This window comes from uncultured Gemella sp., assembly GCF_963525165.1.
In the GTDB taxonomy this organism is placed as follows: domain Bacteria; phylum Bacillota; class Bacilli; order Staphylococcales; family Gemellaceae; genus Gemella.
The window spans coordinates 1-21,795 of sequence record NZ_CAURJN010000025.1; the positions used below are offsets into that span (position 1 = coordinate 1).

General features: G+C 30.0%; 22 protein-coding genes. 2 read left to right on the top strand and 20 right to left on the bottom strand.

The genetic code is table 11. The features are described 5' to 3' along the window. Nucleotides 1-202: 202 nt before the first annotated feature. From srtB to RWQ74_RS06115, 14 genes are all read right to left on the bottom strand, one after another. On the bottom strand, nt 203-1,054 hold the full coding sequence (gene srtB / locus RWQ74_RS06050; RefSeq protein ID WP_314397371.1) for a class B sortase, LPKTxAVK-specific: 852 nt from the start codon (nt 1,052-1,054) through the stop codon (nt 203-205). Between the two features lie 361 nt (nt 1,055-1,415). Next, nucleotides 1,416-2,567 carry a pyruvate kinase gene (locus RWQ74_RS06055; protein ID WP_314397372.1) on the bottom strand — a complete coding sequence of 384 codons (1,152 nt, stop codon included), beginning with the start codon at nt 2,565-2,567 and terminating at the stop codon, nt 1,416-1,418. 304 nt (nt 2,568-2,871) lie between these two features. Next, a complete protein-coding gene (dusB, locus tag RWQ74_RS06060; RefSeq protein ID WP_314397373.1) occupies nt 2,872-3,879 on the bottom strand; it encodes a tRNA dihydrouridine synthase DusB in 1,008 nt (335 codons plus the stop codon). Between the two features lie 16 nt (nt 3,880-3,895). After that, on the bottom strand, nt 3,896-4,369 hold the full coding sequence (gene folK, locus RWQ74_RS06065) for a 2-amino-4-hydroxy-6-hydroxymethyldihydropteridine diphosphokinase (RefSeq protein WP_314397374.1): 474 nt from the start codon (nt 4,367-4,369) through the stop codon (nt 3,896-3,898). Further along, complete coding sequence (gene folB, locus RWQ74_RS06070) at nt 4,369-4,749, bottom strand: dihydroneopterin aldolase (RefSeq protein ID WP_314397375.1); 381 nt, start codon at nt 4,747-4,749, stop codon at nt 4,369-4,371. Before folB ends, folK begins: the two co-directional genes overlap by 1 nt. Before the next feature lie 378 nt (nt 4,750-5,127). Beyond that, nucleotides 5,128-7,677: an endonuclease/exonuclease/phosphatase family protein gene (locus RWQ74_RS06075; protein WP_314397376.1), complete on the bottom strand. Its 2,550-nt coding sequence runs from the start codon at nt 7,675-7,677 to the stop codon at nt 5,128-5,130. 254 nt (nt 7,678-7,931) lie between these two features. Then, on the bottom strand, nt 7,932-9,116 hold the full coding sequence (locus RWQ74_RS06080) for an MFS transporter (RefSeq protein ID WP_314397377.1): 1,185 nt from the start codon (nt 9,114-9,116) through the stop codon (nt 7,932-7,934). Continuing rightward, nucleotides 9,109-9,375 (bottom strand): DUF2087 domain-containing protein, encoded by a 267-nt coding sequence (locus RWQ74_RS06085; protein ID WP_314397378.1) that lies wholly within the window; start codon nt 9,373-9,375, stop codon nt 9,109-9,111. The genes RWQ74_RS06080 and RWQ74_RS06085 overlap by 8 nt, the downstream gene beginning before the upstream one ends. A 145-nt stretch (nt 9,376-9,520) precedes the next feature. Further along, nucleotides 9,521-9,889 carry a single-stranded DNA-binding protein gene (locus RWQ74_RS06090; RefSeq protein WP_314397380.1) on the bottom strand — a complete coding sequence of 123 codons (369 nt, stop codon included), beginning with the start codon at nt 9,887-9,889 and terminating at the stop codon, nt 9,521-9,523. A 106-nt stretch (nt 9,890-9,995) separates the two neighbouring features. Then, nucleotides 9,996-10,280, bottom strand: a complete 285-nt coding sequence (locus RWQ74_RS06095; protein WP_314397381.1) for a cupin domain-containing protein — start codon at nt 10,278-10,280, stop codon at nt 9,996-9,998. Between the two features lie 66 nt (nt 10,281-10,346). Then, nucleotides 10,347-11,102: a class I SAM-dependent methyltransferase gene (locus RWQ74_RS06100; RefSeq protein WP_314397382.1), complete on the bottom strand. Its 756-nt coding sequence runs from the start codon at nt 11,100-11,102 to the stop codon at nt 10,347-10,349. Nucleotides 11,103-11,354: 252 nt separating this feature from the next. Next, nucleotides 11,355-11,999, bottom strand: a complete 645-nt coding sequence (locus tag RWQ74_RS06105; protein ID WP_314397383.1) for an NAD(P)H-binding protein — start codon at nt 11,997-11,999, stop codon at nt 11,355-11,357. A 12-nt stretch (nt 12,000-12,011) separates the two neighbouring features. Further along, nucleotides 12,012-12,371, bottom strand: a complete 360-nt coding sequence (locus RWQ74_RS06110) for a DUF1304 domain-containing protein (RefSeq protein WP_314397384.1) — start codon at nt 12,369-12,371, stop codon at nt 12,012-12,014. 15 nt (nt 12,372-12,386) lie between these two features. Continuing rightward, nucleotides 12,387-12,800 carry a transcriptional regulator, SarA/Rot family gene (locus tag RWQ74_RS06115; protein ID WP_314397385.1) on the bottom strand — a complete coding sequence of 138 codons (414 nt, stop codon included), beginning with the start codon at nt 12,798-12,800 and terminating at the stop codon, nt 12,387-12,389. Nucleotides 12,801-13,123: 323 nt separating this feature from the next. On the opposite strand from RWQ74_RS06115, the gene pgtP reads away from it, so the two are divergent. Continuing rightward, entirely contained in the window at nt 13,124-14,461 is a 1,338-nt protein-coding gene (pgtP, locus tag RWQ74_RS06120) for a phosphoglycerate transporter protein PgtP (protein ID WP_314397386.1), read from the top strand. Between the two features lie 274 nt (nt 14,462-14,735). Here the strand turns inward: pgtP and RWQ74_RS06125 are convergent, their stop codons facing one another. The 6 genes from RWQ74_RS06125 to lepB form a co-directional block, all read right to left on the bottom strand. Then, nucleotides 14,736-15,353 (bottom strand): response regulator transcription factor, encoded by a 618-nt coding sequence (locus RWQ74_RS06125; RefSeq protein WP_314397388.1) that lies wholly within the window; start codon nt 15,351-15,353, stop codon nt 14,736-14,738. Beyond that, nucleotides 15,334-16,719 carry a histidine kinase gene (locus RWQ74_RS06130; RefSeq protein WP_314397389.1) on the bottom strand — a complete coding sequence of 462 codons (1,386 nt, stop codon included), beginning with the start codon at nt 16,717-16,719 and terminating at the stop codon, nt 15,334-15,336. Before RWQ74_RS06130 ends, RWQ74_RS06125 begins: the two co-directional genes overlap by 20 nt. Nucleotides 16,720-16,722: 3 nt before the next feature. Further along, nucleotides 16,723-17,613 (bottom strand): phosphate/phosphite/phosphonate ABC transporter substrate-binding protein, encoded by an 891-nt coding sequence (phnD, locus tag RWQ74_RS06135; protein WP_314397390.1) that lies wholly within the window; start codon nt 17,611-17,613, stop codon nt 16,723-16,725. Nucleotides 17,614-17,919: 306 nt separating this feature from the next. Continuing rightward, a complete protein-coding gene (locus RWQ74_RS06140; RefSeq protein WP_314397391.1) occupies nt 17,920-18,582 on the bottom strand; it encodes a DNA alkylation repair protein in 663 nt (220 codons plus the stop codon). 18 nt (nt 18,583-18,600) lie between these two features. Continuing rightward, nucleotides 18,601-20,202, bottom strand: a complete 1,602-nt coding sequence (locus RWQ74_RS06145; protein ID WP_314160715.1) for a CTP synthase — start codon at nt 20,200-20,202, stop codon at nt 18,601-18,603. 162 nt (nt 20,203-20,364) lie between these two features. Continuing rightward, nucleotides 20,365-20,916 (bottom strand): signal peptidase I, encoded by a 552-nt coding sequence (gene lepB / locus RWQ74_RS06150; protein ID WP_314397392.1) that lies wholly within the window; start codon nt 20,914-20,916, stop codon nt 20,365-20,367. A gap of 281 nt (nt 20,917-21,197) precedes the next feature. Between lepB and RWQ74_RS06155 the strand changes: the two genes are divergently transcribed. After that, entirely contained in the window at nt 21,198-21,548 is a 351-nt protein-coding gene (locus RWQ74_RS06155) for a hypothetical protein (RefSeq protein ID WP_314397393.1), read from the top strand. Nucleotides 21,549-21,795: the final 247 nt, after the last annotated feature.

Sequence of the window (21,795 nt, forward strand, 5' to 3'; positions counted from 1 at the left end):
CCACTTGTCTAAACTAAATATATATGTGTCCAGAATTTTGGGTACACATCAAAATCGATTTTGTTGAGTCACCCCCACACAGTTTATTAGATATCTAAAAAGCTTTTAAAAAGCGTATTTAGATATCAATAAACCACTGTGTCTATTGATTCTCATATAGACTTTTTTAAAAATTTAGAATCTTTAGGTCGTCTCCTTTTTATTAACTATTTAATAATTCTTTGTTTTTCTCTAAAAATTCTTTTAATTCGTTATCCGGTACTTGTCTAGCTAATACTAATGTTCTTAGTGAAACATCATCAAGTCGACATGTAGCAAATACTGTCATATTATCATCACCAGATATCTTTGTATTCTCTAGCCAATTTCTTGCACCATCTTTAAACATATTAATAAAAATTTCCTTCTTATCAGCGGCTATTGGTATTTGATATAAATTAGTATCTTCATGAACTACTTTAACTCCTGTTACTTCATAATAGTATTTTCTTTCCGGAGTTTCCATAACTACAACTCTATGACTGTCAAAATAATCTTTTTTAGCAAACCAATTCATATTGTTGAATACTCTTGTATCTAATGTTATCTTCTTCTCCTCAATTCCTGCACGAGCATGTCCGAATACCCATTTTACATCGCCTTGGTCTAATCCAGGTTTATTTTCAAAATCCATAAAAACTGCACCAAGTAAGTGAGCCGGTCTATTATTTATATCATATTCCAAATATTTTGAATTATTAGTAGTTTGTAGTATTGGCTCTTTTAGAGAATCCTTACCATCTCCAGGAACATACATATAACCGATAACCTCATTATTTATCGCCTTTAATTCTTTAAATTTATTAGATAAATAATCTTTTTCAGCTTGTTCTACTATATACTCATCTTTTTTCTTAGATTCTTGATTAGAATCTACTTTTTTTTCAACTTTAATTTGCTGTTCAGTAGGGTTTTTATTCATATATGAATAAATTCCAAAACCTCCACCAACTACGATTACAAGTAATAAAACATACTTCACAATATTACTAAGTAAAGATTTATTATTTTTCATAAAAATTTTCCTTTCTAAAATATATTACCTTATTTAAACACTAACTTAAATTATACCATAATTTCTATAAAAGTTCTTCTTAAAAAAATTTTTAAATCTTTAATCTAAAACTTAAAATATTTTTACAATAAAATACAAATCATAATATTATAAACATTTAAAGTTATAGAAAAAGGGGAGTGACTCAAAAATCAATTTTTTAGAGTCACCCCCACATAATTTATTAGATATCTAAAAATCTTTTATAGAGCGAATTTAGATATCGATAAACCACTGCATCTATAAGTTCTCATATGAACTTCGTTAAATTTTAGGGCTTTTGAATCAGCCCCTTCTTATGTTTTTTATAAATTTTTAATCTTTATACTTGTCTAATATTCACAAAATCTGTTGGTGGAACATTATCTTTTCCTAAATCTGGTTGACCAGCTGTTACTAAAATATAATCTCCATCTTTAGCTAATCCTGAATCTTTAGCAAATTTTGGTGCAAAATTCAACATTTCTTCCATAGTTAAAGTTTTTTCTTCTAAAAATGTTGTTACCCCTCTCGTTAATGCTAATTTTCTAGCTTTTTGTTTCGTTGGAACCACTGCTAAAATCGGTACTTTCGGTCTATATCTAGCAATAAACTTAGCTGTGCTTCCTGATTTTGTATAAGTTACAATATTATTAACGTCAATAGAATCAATTAGATGTTTAGTAGACAATGAAACTGCATGAGCAATATCCATCTTATGGTTTTTATATTCATCGTCATCTTCTTCAAGAACTATATCTTGAGTCTCTATGTAAGTAATAATTCGATCAACAGTTTCTAATGCTTCTTTTGGATAACTTCCTGTAGCTGTTTCTTCTATTAACATTATTGCATCTACACCATCGATAACTGCATTAGCTACATCAGAAACTTCAGCACGTGTAGGTCTAGGATTATAAATCATAGAGTGCAACATTTGAGTTGTTAATATTACCTCTTTTGTCGCATCATTTGCTTTTCGAATAATTTCTTTTTGAATACTTGGTAGATTTTGATATGGTAATTCCATACCAAGTTCATCCCTATTTATCATAATAGAATCAGCAAATTGAATAATCTCATCAATATTCTCGTACGCTTCTTTACAGTCAATTTTCACTATTAATCCAATGTCTTTCTTGTCGTTAGCTTGTAAAATATCTTTCACCTTTCTAATTTCATCAAGATTACTAACAAATGGGCAAGCTATAAAATCGACATCATTTTGGCAAGCGAAATTTACACTTTCTTCTTCTATTTTTATTAATTTATATTTACTTTCTGCATAAATATGATCTAAGTCATAAATTATCGCAGTATTTCTATCTAAATTTTCTCTTAATTCTTTTATTTTATTAATTCTAGAAACACATTCTTCTGCGTCTCCATAATATGTATCTATTAATACAGCATCTGCCCCTTTAGCTACAATATCTTCTAATAGGCCTTCTGTGCTATTTCCTAAAGTTGCTATAATTTTTGCCTTTCTAGTCATATAACTACCTCACCTTTTTTAAAACGTTTTCTTTTTTCTTTAATTATAACACATTAAATTACTATTTTCTAGATAATTTTTTAAGTTATTAAAGTTTACTATAATAGTATATTTAATGCTTATAAAACAATATTCTAAAATAATATAAATTATCATTCTAAAGAACTCACTTAAAAACCTTTATCTTAGTATATTTCAAAACAATTCAAAACTACATCTTAATCATAAAAACAGAGCTCATACATTTTTTTGTATAAGCTCTCTTTCATTATTTTCTTTATTTTCTAAAAAATAATTCAATGCATTAAATGATTATTTCTTTTTTAGGAGCTGCAATCCCAGATTCAAGATAATCTAAAAATTCTCCGAATAGATTTTCCATCTCTGCATATGAGTTTAAAGTATTTAATTCTTTTTTAACTTTTGCTCCGCCTTTAATACCCTTCATGTAGTATGCAGCATGTTTTCTCATTTCATGTACTGCTACTTTTTCAGGTTTAATTTCCATAAGTCTTCTTAAGTGGAGTAGACAAACGTCAATTTTTTCTCTTGGACTTGGCTCTTCTGTTAATTCACCAGTTTCTAAGTACTTAACTGTACGATATAGCATCCAAGGATTCCCTAGAGCTGCACGCCCTATCATAACCGCATCACAATTAGTATCATCTAACATCTTTTTCGCTAATTCTGGTGAAGTTACATCTCCATTACCAATTACTGGAATTTTCAATTCTTTTTTCACATCACGAATTACATCCCAGTTAGCTTTACCACTGTACATTTGAACTTTTGTTCTACCATGGATAGCAATAGCACTAGCTCCTGCACGCTCTGCATTTCTAGCGTTATCCATTATGTAAATATGCTCATCATCCCATCCCATACGCATTTTTACTGTTACAGGCTTAGAAACAGAGTCTACTAATCTCGCTATTACTTCATATACCTTATCTGGATCAAGAAGTAATTTACTACCAGCATCAACTTTAGTAATCTTTGGTACTGGGCATCCCATATTTAAGTCAATAATATCAGCTTCAGTGTTCTTATCAACATACTTCGCCGCTTCCACTAATGTTTCAATCTCTCCGCCGAAGATTTGTAAACTTAGTGGACGCTCTCTTGGATCGATATATAGCATATTCATCGTTTTTTTATTGTTAAATAAAATAGCTTTATCACTTACCATCTCAGCACAAACTAATCCTGCACCGAATTCTTTTGCTGTTAAACGGAATGCAGCATTACATACACCTGCCATAGGTGCTAAAACAACTCTATTTGGAATTTCTACTTCTCTAATTTTAAACATTCTTTATCCTTTCATTTTACAATTTTTCTTTATATACACTTATCGGTTCTGTTATTTTCTCTAATGATTCTTTTATGTTTTTCCCGGCTATCTCTATACTGCCATATATTTCTACTAAAGGAGCTAAAACAAAGTTTCTATCATGAATATATTTATGTGGAACAGTTAATCTTTCATCATTAAAAACTGAATCATCAAATATGATTATATCAATATCAATTGTCCTATTACCCCAGTGTTCCTTACGAACTCGATCCAATTCAAGTTCTATTTTTTGAATCGTATCTAGAACTTCATATGCCTCTAATTCAGTTTCTACCTCTATACACATATTTAAGAAGTTTTGATCAGCTACTCCTCCCCACGCAGGTGTTTCATAAACACTACTTTTCAAAACAATCTTAAGATTATTTTCTTCTATTTTGGTTAAAGCATCTTTTAAGTACTGTTCTCTTGGTTCTATATTAGTTCCTAACGCTAGTATAATCATTATAAGTTATAAAACTCCTCACGTGACGTTTTTACTTCTACACCGCATTTTTCAAAATGATATTTTATCGGTGCTCCTGGTTTATTAATTTTTAAATTTATATTTTCTATTTGAGAAAATTCAGTAAAAATATTTTTCAAAATTTCTCCAGCTAATCTTTCAAGCAAATTAAATGTATTAGTCGTAGTAGTTTTCACAACAACTTCTGCAATATCAGCATAACTAATACTATCTGTCATTTCATCACTGAACATAGCTTTCTTATAATTAAGTTCACATTCTATGTCAAAAATAAATTTCTGACCTAATTTATTCTCTTCTTCAAATAATCCATGATTAGCAAATACTTCAAGATTATCAATAAATAACACTGTTTTCATGATTAATACCTCTCAATCATTATTTTGCTTAACTATAAAATTTTAACACATTTCGACTTTTTTCTCTAATAATTATACTTGTTTCTCAAAAAAAGACTTGAAAATAATGATTTTATAAAATCTTATTCTCAAGCCTCTATAACACACGTGGGAGTGACTCAAAAATCGTGATTTCGAAGAAATCGATTTTGTGGAGTCACCCCCGCACAGTTTATTAGACATCTAAAAAGCTTTTATAAAGCGAATTTAGATATCAATAAACCACTGCGTCTATGAGTTCTCATATACGCTTTGTTAAAATTTAGGGCTTTTGGGTCAGCCCCATAATACGTATATTTTTTACTTATAAACTATATTCCCTATTCACTTGTTAATTAATTATTTAGAAAGTTTACGTCTAACTGCAAGTCCAACTAAAGCAATCAGTCCTAATCCTGCTACTTCTGTACTAGAAGAGTTGATACCTGTGTTTGGTAATACTTTTTCAGTTTTTGACTCAGCTTTAGATGCTGGAGCTTGTTCTGAAGTTGTTCCAACAGATTTTGGCACAGAGACTATAGTAAATGTACTGAAGTGATTTGTTCTGAATGTAAGTACTTCATTTGAGTAGTCGCTATCAACTTTTGTTAATGTATTACCATCAACATGATATACTTCTAGTGTTCTACCTTTGCCAGCTGCTAAAGCTAGAGTAACTATACGTTCTTCACCTGTTGCTTTTAGTTCTTTACCGTCTTTTTCGAAGTGAAGTTCTAATGTTTTCACTACTTCTAGGTTAGGATTTAAGTCTTTTACTAATCCTTTAACTCTGTCAGCTTCAGCACCTGTAATTTCTTCAGCTACAAATTTAGCACCTTCAAATTTTGTATCAACGTAGTCAACCTTAACTGTTAGACCATCTGATAATGTAACAGATTGAGTTGCTAATTGAGTACCTGGTTTATCGGCAGGTTTGTCGGCCGGTGTTTCAGCGCCTGGAGTGCCTGGTTGAGTTGGAGTAGTTGACTCTGATTTCTTACTAAAGTCGATTTGCACAACTACAGGATCATGGTCAGAAGCGCGTCCATGCTCTTCCATAAACGAAGCATTAATGTGTACAGGAGAAAATACTACTTTATCCTTGATATTTTTAGAAATTAAAATATTGTCTAAACTTTGGTTACTTCCACGGTAAAAGTATGAGTATCTGTCTCCTTGTTCATGTTCAGCCATTAAGTTAACAAGTTCATTGCCTACGATTGTTCTAACACTATCTGAAAATTCGAAGTCATTGAAGTCACCTGTAAGAACAAATTTTAAGTTAGGATTTTGACGTAATCCTTCTTTAATGAATGCATTAAGAATTTTAGCCTCTTCAATACGTTTTGCTTTTGTATTTTCTACTGATGGTTGATTTGAACCATAGATTGCATCGTCTCCTAATTTTGATTTTAAGTGATTTGCGATTACTACTATTCTCTCACCTTTAAATTCAAATTCAGCAGCTAATGATTTTCTAACTTTTTCAAAGTGAACACTTGTTGGATCAACTCTAGCTGGGTTTTTCTCAAGGTGTCCATTTACAAAACGTGCTGCTTCTTCACTTCCACCTTTTTCTTTACCAATTAGAGTTACTCTCTTAGGATTATATAAGTAAGCTACCCTAATGTTAGCACCTGGTTTCCCACCATCTTTTCCATCAACTGGAGCTATTTCAGTATATTTATAATCTGGTCCACCAAAACTCTTAATTCTTTGAGCTAATTTTTCTCCACTCTTAACTCCATCAACAGTTCCATCGCTAACTCCACCATTGTTATCTTGAACTTCGATTAGAGTAATAATATCAGGACTGTGAACTTCCTTGATAAATGAATTAGCTATTTTATCTACTTTTTCCTCTGGTGTTTCATCATGACCACTGTTATTAGCTGAGAAGTTTTCAATATTATATGAAGCGATAGTTAATTTATCTTCAGCAGGATAAATTTTTGAAACTTCACGTTTTAATCCACCATCTTGTAGTGTTGGTACAGCCGTTGGATCAATTTTGTATGTTTTATTTCTATAAGTAACTACTCCTGAGATATTGTCATTAAAGTAGTCTTTCGCCTTAGCTACAAATGTATTTCCAACAGTTATTGGTAAGACTTCTGTATTTTGTACACCTGGACGAAGATTCACTCCACCGATGTTGTTAAGTTTTTGACCTTTGTAGTCTCCTGGTAATACATAAATATCACCTTTATATTGTGGACCAGTAACTTTTGGTTTAGTTACTTCTACACGCATCCCCTCTAGACTTTCCCAGTAGTCTAATGCTTCAGTTTCTGGATTATATTTAGTTGGTGTATTATCCACTACATCTTTTGGCATTTTCTCAGAAATGTTTAATGCTTTTGGTAATTCTGCTTTTCCTAATTTTGTTATAGTAGCGTTAATGATTTGAGTAACTGTTAAGCTACCTGCTGGTTTTTTAAAAGTTTGACCTGGTTTTACAGAGTATTCTTCCATATAACCTTCTTTAACAGTTCCTTGAACTTTTAATAAATCACCTGATTCTACTTTATCTTTTGAAGCAACATAGATTGCATCAGATGTTCTTGGATTATTATCAGAAACTTTATCTTGAATATAGAATCCTGTTTTATCAGTTTTAGTTACAACAACATTGTTTATAACTACTTCTTTACCAACTAAAGGACTCTCGTGACTTTCTCCTTGCACTTCACCTATATTTTTTACTTCTTTAGGTGCTATTACTTGCGCTGCTGATGCAGTTGCTCCAGCCGGTGTACCTTCATTTTTATCTGTTGTAGTAGCAGGCGTCACTACTTCTGTTTTAACCTCAGCTGCAGAAACTTCATTCACTTCTGCAGATAAGTAAGTAGCACCTACTCCTCCTAATACTGCACTTGCTAATAATATTGATAATTTGTATTTTTTCACAATATGAACTCCTTGTATATAAGTTTATACTAATTATTTTACTATTAATTTAATTAATAAGCAATATAAATTGTTTACCTTTACAAAAAAAAGGAATGACTCAAAAATCGTGATTTTGGAAAAATCGATTTTATAGAATCATCCCTGCAAAGTGTATTAGATATCAATAACCTACTTCGGCTATTAATTCTCATATAAAAAATTTTTTAATTTAGGATTCTTAGACTATCCCCATCGTTAAATTAATTGTTTAACTATTTAATTCTTCTCTTTTTCAGTTTGACAAACATAAATGATAAAATTATTACTCCTACCAGTGCCATAAATGCTAACCATGTATTTTCTATTCCTACTTTATCAGTTAACACTCCATTTACAGATAATAATACTGCTACAATGATAGATTCAAAAGTATAAAATATAGAAACTGTAGTCGTTCTATTTTCATCACTTTTCACCAAATATTTATGCATAAATACACTGACCTGTATACCCATTAAAGTGAAAAATACAATATATAACATAAATAGTACAAACTTAGCATATACATTTTGAATAAAAATAAACATTAATAGCATTCCAAGATTTACAATTACAAAGAAATATAAAATGCGTAACTTTGATAATCTATTTGATAATTTTTCATATATTACACTTCCTAACATTCCACTAACTGAGATTCCTACCCAAACATAACCGATAATATCTGCATCTAACTTTTCAAATACAGCTTGCCACTGATTTGATGGTCCAAGATCTAAAATAGAAGGAATAACAAACAGTATCATAAGAAATACACTACTTTTTACATAAAGTGTTTCTTTTAACGAATTTTTCACCGTAACTATTGAACCTTTTAATTTCTCAATAGATATTTTTTGTGTCTGTTCTAATTTTTTCATAAATAAATATGTAAATAAAAACGAAATAATAAAAACTGACATACTCAATATTATCGACAAACTTTTATAATAAACATACACATACTTTGCACTTATAAACCCTATTACCGCTGAGAAAAATAGTGAATATAACGAATTTCTAGAAAGAACTTTATCTATATCTATTTCTTCATTGTTTTTATTGTTAACATTGACCAGCCAACTTGTTAAAGTTCCTGATTGAAATGACTCGGCAATGGCAGATAATATTGCAGATATGTATAATAATATCAAACTATTGCTAAGCAACAATATTAATCCAACAACCCTAAAAACCACACTTAGCAGAATACTATTTTTTGCTCCGATATTATCAGTGATTGCCCCACACGGAAGCTCAGTCATAAATGAAGCCAACCAAAAAATCGATAAATATAGCCCAACTTCAGTAAAAGAGAAATCTTTTGACAACAGATAAATATACAAAATCGGATTAAAGAATGATAGTGCTGTTGTAGATAAAATACTATACAAATAATAAAATTTGGTATTATTCATCTTTTTCCCCTACTATCTTATACATTTTCCCATAATTATCTCTTTCTAAGAACTTATAATCAACAAGATATCTTCTAATTAGAGAATAATCTGGATAAATCTCCTTAATTGCTTCATTTAATTCTTTCTCAGTAAACTCTAATGATTTTTCCTTTAACATCTGTAAAACTAACTGAAGCACAGGTATCTTATTCTTTTCTTTTTTAGGAATTGTCATCAATTTTCCTTCTTTAAAATATTTCACTTTGATTTCTTCCATAATATAGCTTCCTTTCTATTAATAAATTTTATTTTTTTATACATTATTGTACGAAAAAAAAAAAAAAAAATGCAATAAAAAAATAAATCTCTAACATAGTTTAACCTATGTTAGAGATTTATGCAATCTAAATTAGTATTTATTTTTATTGACCTAAGACAAATACGTCTTCTGACTCTTGTTCTTCTTTTTTCATTCCTTTACTTAGAAAAGAAACTTTATTAGCAATAATAGATATTTGATAATGTTTTACTCCATTTTTATCTGTGTAAACATTATTATTCAGATTTCCTACTATATTAAGCAAGCTTCCTTTTTCACAATATTTAGCAGTATTTTCTGCAGTTTTACCAAAAGTAGTAAACTCAAAAAATTCTGTATCGTAATTTCCATCTTTATTTTTAAAATCAGATTGAACAGCTAATGTTGCTTTAATATAGTTTACTTTCTTATCACTTTCTTTTAATTCTGGTTTTTTAACTAGTCTTCCTATTAATATTACTTGATTTAACATAATATATCCTCCCTTAAAATAATAATTTAGATTGCTATAAAAACACTTGGAAGACTCTAATTTTATACAATTTTATCTATCAAATACCTCATGATAATTTTAGAAATTATTTATGAATTAAGGTTACAAATACTTCCCCATCCTCTAAAAACTCTGCATTAATGTAATTATTCCCATCAAAATGAAGAACTTTCCCTGGTTCAACAATATGTACTTCATCATCATTTAAGTACACCTTAACTTCTCCTTTAACACAAGTAAATACTACCAAGGCTTCTGGATGGTTATGTTTTGCTATTAGTTCACCTTGTTTACCTACTTTTTTTACTAATTTAAATCTGTCATGTTTTTTTAACAATCCCGCTTCTTCAAAAATTATTCCTACACTCATACTAATTCTCCTTATTATAATTTTATCTCTATAAATATTTCCTATATAAACGTTTTCTTACTCTTATTATAAAACTTTTTTATTAACAAAACAAATAAAATTCATATCTTTTTCTAATTTTTTAAAAGTTATTCCCATTTTAATAAATTGCTTTCTGTTATCTTTTTTAAAACCGTTCTTAATTATTTTTAGTAAATTTATTACCCCTTCATCTGCCAATAGTCCCGATACTGTAAGTAGTGTCAGTTTGTCATGCATATAATTGACCGTTTTAAATTCCGCTTCTTCAAATAACGATAACCAGTCCTCTTTAGATAATGGTGATACATTTACATTAATCGCATCAGATAATTGTTTTTTTGTTTTCTCGTAATTGTTCAGCAATAAGATATCATGAGTTAATAGTAATCCACCTGGTTTCAATACCCTATAATACTCACTTAGTGCCTTAGTCTTACTTTTATTACTAAACATAGTTAACATCGCTTCATTAATAATATAATCAAAACTATTGTCCGAAAATTCTAAATGAAAGGCATCGGCTCTAATAAATTCAATATTCCTAAGATTATTTTTCATCGCCTCAAGTTGTGCTTCTAATATTGCTACTTTATCCACATCTATTCCTATAAAAGTAGTTTTTGGATATTGTTTAGCTAAGGCAAGAAGATTTACCCCCCTATTACAAGCAACTTCTAGAATCCTGTCACCTTTTTTAAATTCTATATGAGCAAACAAAAAATTGGTACCTTTGATTCCTCCAGGTCTCAATCTAGTTTCACCTAAATTTTTTAAAAATTTGTGCCCCATTTCCTTCTTCATAATATCACTCCTTAATATATGTTATATTTATATTGTACAATAAACAAAAAACAAAATCTAGAAATAAATGATAATAACTATCAATTATTTCTAGATTTTTTATATTACTCCCTTTTTATTTTCCCTTATATTTAAAAGGCGTTGAGCCAAAAGCTCTAAATTAAAAAAGTTTACAAGAAAATTCATAAGCTTTTCGGGAAGACTCGACAAAATCTTGTTTCTACGAAATCGTGATTTTCGAGTCACACCCTTCTAAAAATCATTATAAGTATATGTTCCTTCACCTTTATTTTCAGTTGTGAAACGAACTATTACTTTTCCTAATAAACTAGCCTCTATTGGACTATACTTTTTCATTTTATCTTTTAGTAAAAATTTGAATAACGGCGAAATTTTTATAAATAATTCTTCAAGAAATCTCCCGTCTTCTCTCTTGCTAATGAGTAGAGACGGCTGAAAAATTCTAAGCATTCCAAGATTCATCTCTTTTAATTTATCCTCTAGTTCACCTTTTAGTGAATTATAGAAGTTTTTCGACTTGCTATTAGCACCTATTGCTGAAACAACGTTAAAACTTCTAATTTTTCCTTCACAAAGTTTAGCAAAATTTATAGTATAGTCAACGTCAATCTTTCTTTGATTTTCTTTTGAACCTGCTATTTTCATTGTTGTTCCAAGAGTTGCAAAGACATCTGCATTTTCTAATACATCCATATCAAAATCTATATTGTTAAAATCTATAATTATCTTTGCCAACCTACTATCATCAGGTAATTTACTGATAGAATTTCTTCCTAAAATATAAATTCTATCATAATATTCACCTCTTAATATCTCATTTACTATTTCTCTACCTACTGCTCCAGTTGCCCCAATAATTACTGCTGTATTTTTCATACTAATATACCTCTATAAAAATAATGAAATTAAAGCTAAGATTGGTAATCCACCTTGCTTTAAAATAATTTTTTTATCACTTGTTAAACCACCATAAATAGCTACTAAAATAATATAAACTAATAGCATTTCTACGATTTCTTTTGGGTTTTTTGATAAAAATCTCCCATATAGTAATCCTATCCCGATTAAACCATTATATACGCCTTGATTTTTAAATAAAACATTTAAATTAGGTCTTTGAAGTTCCTCCTTATCTATATTAAACACTCTACTTGTAGCATCTGAATCTGTAGCAAAGGTCTCTAAATACATAATATAGAAAAATAGTAGTGCTACTAATACTGTTAAAATTGTTGTTATTATACTCATCTTTATACCCCTTTTTTAAATTAAATTATTATTGAACTTATTAAGTAAAATTACCAACTGTTTAAAATCCTCCTTGGTAAATTCTGGACCAATAAATTCTCTAATATCAGTTTCTTTCACGCACTGATCTATCTTACTCTTAGAAAATTCTGTAATCTCAACTAACACTTCTCTGTTATTATCTTCATTACGTTTTTTTCTTACATATCCTCCCTCCTCTAATTTTTTTAAATGTCTTGTTATAGCTGCAGCATCTATTTCTAATATTTGTGCTATTTTCTTAGGTGTTGCAACATCAACTTCATACAAATATTTAATTATTTGGAATCTGGTTAAACTAATTCCCAATTTCTTTTCAAATATATCCACAACTTTTCTTTCTAATATTTTTATGTCATGCAATAATTTTACATATTCTTTTACATTCATATTTTTCTCCTTTTTAATTGATAAGTCAATTATATGATAAAGACATTATACTATGTTGCAATTGACTTATCAATTTTAACAGTTGTAGGATTTTTTCCTACTTTAAGTGTAAGGTATTTTCTAAAAGATAAAAACTTTATGTATTACCATTTACAAACGTTTTCCTGTTGTATATAATGGTTTTATAAGTTAAATAGTTTAAATAAGTAAGCAACTAAAAATTTTAAAAATTGCTATAAAACTACTTAATAAACAGGTTTTATTACTATAAAAACTATTTTAATTTAATATTATACATAATTGAAGTTAAGGAGGAATTTTATATGTTCTCATTTTTAAAAGCTTCAGCGCCTAAACCGAGAATTGAAAGTGCTCGTACAGATGCTGAATATAAAAGACTTCGATGGCAAGTATTCTCAGGGGTATTCATTGGATACGCAGCGTACTATCTAATTAGAAAAAACTTCTCACTTGCTATCCCTTATTTAATTGACCAATACGGTTACTCTAAAGCTGACTTAGGGAAAGTTTCACTTGCTCTATCATTAGCTTATGGTTTCAGTAAATTCATCATGGGTAACGTATCAGACAGAAGTAATCCTAAGTACTTTATCACAATTGGTTTAGTTGCTTCTGCTGCTGTCAGCTTAATTTTTGGTCTTGTTCCTGCAGTGCTATCTTCATTAACATTAATGATTTTCTTATCAGCACTTAACGGATGGTTCCAAGGTATGGGTTACCCACCTGGTGCTAAAACAATGACTAACTGGTTCTCAGCTTCTGAGCGTGGTGCTTGGTGGAGTTGGTGGAACGTTTCTCACAACCTTGGTGGTGGATTAATCGGACCTCTTGCACTTGTAGGACTTTCTGTTTTTGGTGCTTGGCAATCATTATTCTACTTACCAGCAACTATTGCTATTATCTTAGCAATTATCATGTTCTACCTAATGAAAGATACTCCAGAATCTGAAGGTTTACCACCTGTAGATGAATGGAAAGGTGAAAAAATTGTAGAAAAAGTTGAATCTGCTCACACATTATCAGCAAAAGATATCTTCTTTAAATACATTATTAACAACAAATTCCTATGGGCTATCGCAGTTGCTAACGTATTCGTATACTTCGTTCGTTACGGAATTATCGACTGGGCTCCAACATACTTAAAAGAAGTGAAACACTTCTCTGTTGACAAACAAAGCTGGGCTTACTTCTTATATGAATATGCTGGTATCTTCGGTATGTTAGCTAGTGGTTACTTAAGTGACAAAGTGTTCAAAGGACACCGTGCTCCTCCAATGTTATTATTCTTAACAGGAGTTCTTGTTGCAGTATTCATTTACTGGAAAAACCCTCCAGGTAACCCACTTATCGACAACATCTGTCTAGTAGCTATCGGATTCTTAATCTACGGACCTGTTATGATGATTGGTCTTCAAGCAGCGGACTTAGTTCCACGTGTTGCTACAGGTACAGCTACTGGTCTTACTGGACTATTCGGTTACCTACTTGGATCAGCAAGTGCTGGTTATGTAATGGGTAAACTTGTTGACGTGTTCGGATGGAACGGAGGTTTCTACGCATTAATCATTTCTTGTGTACTAGCATTCGTATTCATCGCATTAACATTATTCAAGAAAACATCTAAACAATTAGAAAACTAATATGAAAAACATCTCTATCAGAAAAGATTTTTGATTCTCCTTAAACTGATAGAGATGTTTTTTTATAAAGAAAAATGGAAGTGACTTGACAAAATCATGATTTTGAAGAAACAAGATTTTGTCAAGTCACTCCTGCACAGTTTATTAGATATCTAAAAAGCTTTTATAAAGCGAATTTAGATATCAATAAACCACTGCGTCTATGAGTTATCATATAAGCTTTGTTAAATTTTAGGACTTTTGGGTCAGCTCGTATTTTTCTTTATGTTTATTACTATAATATTAAGTTTGACTTTAAATACTCTACTAATTCACTTCTTTTCTTCGTATTAGTTTTTTCCATAAGGCGTTTTTTATACGTATCTACAGTTTTTACACTTAAGAACAATTTTTCTCCAATATCAGTTAATGTATAACCCTCAACAATATATCGTCCTACCTCTTTTTCTCTTTCACTAAGTTCTATTTCCTTATCTTCTTTAAATAATTCATAGAAAATTGTAGCGTATTTTTCATTTAGGTATATATCATTTTTAAACATAACTTTATCTATAGCATGGAGTATTTCCTCATGAGCAGTACTCTTAGTTACATAACCCGAAGCTCCTAATTTAAATGCTTTCTTCATGTAAGATTTGTCTTCATGCATACTTAAAATAATTACTTTCGTATTTAATTTTTTTTCTTTTATTATTTCTAATATATCATAGCCACTTCCATCGGGTAGCGAAATATCGCATATGAAAAGATCGTAAGAGTAATTGCTAATTTTTTCTAAAAATTCTTTTTTACTTGCGCAATCACCAATAACACTAAATTCTTCGTTATCTTCTAAAAGGACTTTAATTCCTAATTTTATCAATTTATGATCATCAATTAATAATATCTTCATTAGCCTGCTCCTCAGTTATCATTTCCGTTTTAAATCTACACATTAATATCGTAGAATACTTATCATTTTTTAATAGTTTAAATTCTCCAGAAAAATCAAAAATCCTTTCTTGAATACCATAAATCCCTAAACGTCCTTGTTCTTTTGCTAATTCTACACGCTCTTTTGTTAATCCTACTCCGTTATCAGCAATAGTAAGTATTATATAGTCTGTATTTTCATATAATTTTATTTGTACTTCTGTAGCTCCTGAGTGTCTTTTTATATTAGACAATGATTCTTGAACAATACGATAAAGAGTAATATCAAAATTATTATTTTTACCACCTTCATAATTTGTATAAAAATCAACATCTATACCATATAAATTTTTATAATCTTCTATATATTTACATATTACTTCACCTAAACTCAGCTCTGAACTAGGCGGTCGCAAATTAACAGCTATATTTCTAATGTTACTTAAACTATTTTCTATTTCTGACTGGATTAATAATAAACGTTCTTTTTTCTTCTGGTCACTTTCTTTATCAACTAAATTACTTATAAGAAATAGTAAACTAGCTAAAGATTGACTTACTTCATCATGAAGTTCTCTCGAAAGCATCTTTTTCTCTTCTTCCTGAATTCTAAATATTTTATTCAATAGGTAGTTATTTAACTTCTTATTCTTTTTATTATTTTCAACCATTTCGTTTATGGAACTGACAAGAACATGGAAATCACGACTATAATTTTCTTTCTCTATTTTTGTTCTATAATCACCTTCTCGAATAATCTCATCAGTCACAGAAGTTAAATCTTGTACTGGTCTTTCTATTAGTTTTGAAACATAATATGCGATAACTAATAACATCACAAATACTATCATATTCAAAATCAATATTCTTAAAAACTGACTATACGTCTTCATATAAATATTTTTTGTATAAAATCCGACTCTTACATACCCTATATTAACATCATCTATAGGAGAAATATACTCTAATAATTCTCCTCTTGAACTTCTATATTTTTTAAAATTATTTAACTGTTCATCGCTAAAAGTGGCAATCTTTTGCGGAACTTCTTTCAACGTCTTACCTAATATATTTTTTTCATTATCGTAGACAATAATATACGCAACTTCGCTATTCAATGAAGCACTATGTATTTTTTGATGTATTTCATACGTGTTTTCTGTTTTTATATTTTCTGAAATATTTCCTGACAATTGATAGTAAGTCTGTGTAATTCTATCTTTAAGTGCACTTTCCAAAATATCTTTATTATTAACATACGTATAGGCTAATATTACACCTAAATATATAGTATAAATTACAACGAAAAATATAATAATTTTATTTTTTATCTTTAATTTTGCCATATATTAATCCTCACTTATTAAATTAGGATAATCGCTAGCCTTTGTTTCTTCATACTTTTCTATTTGAAGCTGTGATAATGTATTCTTTATAGAACTATCTTTTTCTATAGATAGTAATATTTGTTTAAGTTTATCTTTTTCTTCATAGTTTTTGTGAGTTACTACTGGTCCTGTTGCTACTTCAGGGAATGTTTTTACTATTTTTATATTAAGTGCTGTATCTGGAAAATTATTATAAAGATACTGTAATGCCCAGTCATCAACAATTGCAGCTTTAACAGTTCCATTTGCTACTTGATTTATCGATTCTTCATGACTATGAGTAAAATAACTGTTACTGAAAAACTTATTCACAGACATACCATTTTTTTTCAAATAATCATTCATCGCTAAATATCCAGAATAACTATAAGTATCAACAAAAGCAAAACTCTTGCTCTTTAAATCATCGATAGTATTTATATTAGAATCCTTTTTCGCAATAACTATAGGATGATAGTATGTTTTTCCCCTATTAGGTCTAGCTAAAAGTTCTAATGACTCTTTATCTTCATATAGCGAATATGCCCCTGTCGATAAGAATGCTACATCTATCTTGTTATTTTTTAATAATACATTTATATCTCTATAACTTTTTTTCTGTATTAGCTTCACTTTTTTGTTCAACTTTTCACCGATATAATTAGCTAGTTCTTTCTCCAAGATATAGCTCTTATTATCACCAGTTACAGATATCAATCCAATTCTTAAAGTTTCATCATCCTTAGTACTATTATCAACAGTTTCTGTAACTTCTGAAAAGTCAATATACTCCTCTTGTTGAGTTTTTAAAACAAAGGGAAGTATTATCAATAGCACAATAGAAAGAGTCACTATAAGAAAACTTGTAATCATTCTCTTCATTTTTCCAAATCCTTCATATTTACTTCAGTATTTTACCGAGGTAACTCGACAAAATCTTGTTTCTACTAAATCATGATTTTCGAGTCACTTCCAAATTTATCTTTTATTAATAGTATAACATTTTCTTAATAATGAAAAAAGAGAAATCATTAACTTCTTTGTGATAATCGTAATATCTTAGTTCATTATATATGATAATCAGAACAAATATACTATCGATTCCACTAAATATTAGTTATTATTTAAATTTTTCACCTTAAAAATAGAAAAAGAGCGATTAAAAACCACTCTTTTCTCTTACTTATCTAGATACTTGCTAGCCTCTCTTATACTTAGGTTAGCCATACCATTTTTATTTTTTTCTATAAACTCTCTAACCCACTCTGGATTAAATTTTGAATAATCTCGAAGTGCCCAACCTATAGCTTTATTAATAAAAAATTCACTATCACCTAGGTTGTTTACTAAAATTCTTTCTAAAACTTGTTTATCTACTTTTTCTTTAAGTGACAGTTGATACAAAATAGCTACTCGTTTTAACCAAATATTACTATCCTTACTCCACTCTAGCATTATTTGATCATAACCTTCGATACGAAGAACCAAGCTACCTACGACCTTAGCAAGTAAATCAACAGTGTCCCACCATGATTTTGTCACTATTAGATATTTTAATCTTGAAATATCATCACGTTTTAAGAATTTCTGCATTGCCTTTAAATAATAAACAACTACATATTGAAATTCTCTCTCTTCTTTATTCCAACATCTCTCAACAAAATCCCAGTCTATTACTTTATTCTTTCTAGCATCTGGAAAATATTTTTTATAAATTTCTGTTCTGGTTGCACCACGTACACCTAAAAATCTAAACTTATCTTGCATATACTTTGACATTGATTCTGCAAGAAGTTCATTACGATTTTCTTCAAGGTCAGTTATTAAATCTAATAATTTCATAATTTATAGTAGAAATTCTTATCTGTTATTTTCTAAACTTGCTTTAATGAACCCAGCGAATAATGGGTGTGCTTTTTCCGGACGCGATTTAAATTCTGGGTGGAATTGACCAGCTACAAACCATGGGTGTTCAGGAATTTCCACGATTTCAACTAACTTACCATCTGGACTAACACCTGATAATACCATTCCTTTTTGAGTTAAACGATCACGATAGAAGTTATTGAATTCATATCTGTGACGGTGACGCTCAGTAATATTGATTTCTCCATATTCTTTGTGAGCTACAGATCCTTCTGTTAATGTACATGGGTAACTTCCTAAACGTAAAGTTCCTCCCATTTCTACAACATTTTCTTGGTCAGGTAGTAAGTTAATAATTGGGTATGGTGTGTTTGGATCTAATTCTGAAGAATGTGCTCCAGTTAAACCACACACGTTACGTGCAAACTCAACAGCAGCAAGTTGCATACCTAAACAAATACCGAAGAACGGAACTTTGTTTTCACGTGCGTATTTAATAGTAGTAATTTTACCTTCAACTCCACGATCACCAAATCCACCTGGTACAAGGATTCCATCTGCATCTTTAAGATACTCATGAACATTTTCTTCTGTAATATCTTCAGATTGAATCCAATCAATTTTCACTTTAGCATTGTGTTTATACCCTGCATGTTTTAGAGATTCTACAACTGAGATGTAAGCATCGTGAAGTTCTACATATTTACCTACTAGTGCGATTCTCACATCTTCTTTTAAGTTATCTACTCTATCAACTAACGCTAACCATTCCGTCATATCCGCTTCTGGTGCAGTTAATCCAAAATGTTTTAAGACGATATCGTCGATTTTTTGAGCTTTAAGATTTACTGGTAATTGATATAAATTACTTACATCACGACTTTCAATAACATTTTGTTTCGGAATATCACAGAATAATGAAATCTTAGCACGTAATTCATCGTTTAGAGCAAGTTCATTTCTAACTACAATAATATCTGGTTGAATACCTAAACCACGTAGTTCTTTAACAGATTGTTGTGTCGGTTTAGTTTTCATTTCTCCTGCAGCTTTAATATACGGTAATAATGTACAGTGAATAAAGCATACATTTTCACGTCCTAAATCACTACGAATTTGACGAATTGCTTCTAAAAATGGTAAAGATTCGATATCTCCTGTTGTTCCACCGATTTCTGTAATAACAACATCAGCATCACTAGATTCCCCTGCTAGTAATACTCGTGATTTGATTTCATTTGTTACGTGAGGAATTACTTGAACTGTTCCTCCTAAATAATCTCCACGACGTTCTTTTTCAATAATTGAAGAATAAACACGTCCTGCAGTTACGTTAGAATATTGTCCTAAGTTAACATCGATAAATCTTTCATAGTGCCCTAAGTCTAAGTCAGTCTCAGCTCCATCTTCTGTAACGAAAACTTCTCCGTGTTGATATGGACTCATTGTTCCTGGGTCAACGTTTAAATATGGATCAAATTTTTGTAATGTTACTTTTAATCCTCTATTTTTTAATACACGACCTACTGATGCCGCTACAATACCTTTTCCTAATGATGATACTACTCCACCTGTTACAAAAATATACTTTGTCATTGTGTTCTCCTTCTATTAAAAATAATAAACCCCCTACGAAATTATCGCAGGGGGTGGTTTCTTAAATCACTCTTTAAGAGTGCCCGTATATTATTCTAGCATAACGCTAAATTTTTAGCAACTAAAACAATTTGATATATTAAATTTTTCTTTTAGTAATTATTAAAAGAATTTGAATGAACTAAATGGATAGTATCTTAAACTTACTTTCCCAATCATTGCTTCTTTCTTAACAAATCCAAACACACGGCTATCTGTACTGTGTTGTCTGTTATCCCCCAATACGAAGTACGTACCTTCAGGCACAGTTTTAGATTTTGTACTACTTAAAAATTCAATATTAAAATCTGGTGTAAATGGTGCAGTTCCAGAAGCTTTAGCTTCTTTAATTTTTTGAGCTAAGTATGGCTCTTCAACTTTTTGACCATTTACATATAGTACATCATTTCTGTATTCTATAGTGTCTCCTGGAACTCCGATTATACGTTTAATATAATCGTCAGTTTCATTTGCATGGAAGACAACCTCATCTCCACGCTCAAAATTTTTGCTGAATTTATTAACGAAAACTTTATCGTTATCAGCAAAAGTATAGTCCATCGAATGTCCTTTTACAGTAAAAGGTGCGATAAGATATGTGCTTATAAGAAGATAAATAGCAATAGAAACTACTACAACTACTACCCACTCCATAATTTCTCTTAAAATTTTCACTGGTATATCCCTCTTTTATTTTATTTATGATTAATAATTCTATCATATATTAATAGAAAAATCAAAAATAAATTTTCTTTTCTATTAATGTATTTACAATAATATCTTAAGTAAAACTTTATATATAATTAGACTATATTTAATTACTACTTTAAGTAACACACAAAATTTACATAAATTATTAATTTTTTTCTAAAAAATAATTTTTTTTATTAATAACTCTTGACAATATATATATATATATATAATGGATATAGCTTTAAGGAAAGGAGGAATATATCATGAAAAAATTATTAACTGTATTCACTGCAGCAGGATTATTAGTAGCTGGAGGATCTTCAGCTTTAGCTTTAGAAGGTACACAACCAGGTTCTGATAAACCATTTGAGCCATTCGTAGGTGCTACTGATACTGATCCAGGTCACCTTAGCCCAGATGTTGATAACGAATTAAGAGATCAACTAGCTAAACGTGGTCACCAACATACTGCTAACGAAAATGGTGGTGTTTGGGTAACTGGAGAAGATGGTAAGAGAGTATTCGTACCAGCTAAAAAAACAACTGCACCAACTAAAAAAGCAGAACCTAACAAAGGTCTTAGATCTTTACCAAGAACTTCAGCTGTGAAGTAAACCAGCAAACATACTGATAATAATACTTTTGAAGAGCTAATCTCCGGATTGGCTCTAGTATTTTTTTATACAATAAAATTGCTTATTTTTGTAAGCACTTTTATTGTATTTTTTCATTGGTGTGATATAATTATTTATACGGGAGTCTGTGAACAGTCTGAGAGGGAATATAAATATTTCGACCGCGTCTGATCTAGGTAATGCTAGCGTAGGCACACTTGACTTAAAGACAAACTTAGACCCCCCT